This window comes from Stenotrophomonas sp. HMWF003 (assembly GCF_003061285.1).
Taxonomy (GTDB): domain Bacteria; phylum Pseudomonadota; class Gammaproteobacteria; order Xanthomonadales; family Xanthomonadaceae; genus Stenotrophomonas; species Stenotrophomonas maltophilia_AP.
The window spans coordinates 11,531-12,290 of sequence record NZ_QAIW01000394.1 but is presented as its reverse complement, the minus strand read 5'-3'; the positions used below and the strand labels follow the sequence as shown (position 1 = coordinate 12,290).

The window sequence follows — 760 nt, the reverse complement described above, 5'->3', positions numbered from 1 at the left end:
CGTCTGGGCGTCACGCTGCTGGACACCGGCAGCGGCCAGCGTTTCGGCCACCGCCAGGACGAGCGCTTCCCGATGTGCAGCACCTTCAAGTTCGCGTTGTGCGCGACCGTGCTGCAGTTGGCGGACCAGGGAAAACTCTCGCTGGACCGGCGCCTGGCGATGACCACGCAGGACCTGCTCTCGCATGCACCCGTGACCGCGCGCCACGTGGGCAAGGACGTCACCGTGCGTGACCTGTGCAGGGCCACCCTGGTCACCAGCGACAACCCGGCCGCCAACCTGCTCCTGCGCGTCGTGGGTGGCCCGGCCAGCGTGACCGCGTTCCTGCGTGCCAGCGGCGATGCCGTGACCCGCAACGACCGTTACGAGCCGGACATGAACCGGTTCGCCCCCGGCGATCCGCGCGATACCACCAGCCCGGCCGCGATGGCCGCCAGCCTGCAGCGGCTGGTGCTGGGCGAGGTGCTGCAGCCGGCGTCGCGCCAGCAGCTGGCCGACTGGCTGATCGACAACGAAACCGGCGATGCGCGCCTCCGCGCAGGGCTGTCGAAGGCGTGGCGGGTGGGCGACAAGACCGGCAGCAACGGCGAAGACACCACCAACGACATCGCCATCCTGTGGCCACTGGCCGGCGGCGCACCGTGGGTACTCACCAGCTACCTGCAGGGCGCCCGCGTGGACGATGCCGCTCGCAACGATGTGCTGCGCCAGGTGGCGATCATCGCCGAGCAGCACATCGGCGCAGCGTAACCCCAACCCC

1 protein-coding gene is annotated in these 760 nt (G+C 70.4%); it reads left to right on the top strand.

Features of this window, described 5'->3' with window-relative positions:
* On the top strand, positions 1 to 750 hold a 750-nt coding region (gene bla / locus DBR34_RS16880), incomplete at its 5' end, for a class A beta-lactamase (RefSeq protein WP_258224042.1).
* Positions 751 to 760 lie beyond the last annotated feature (10 nt).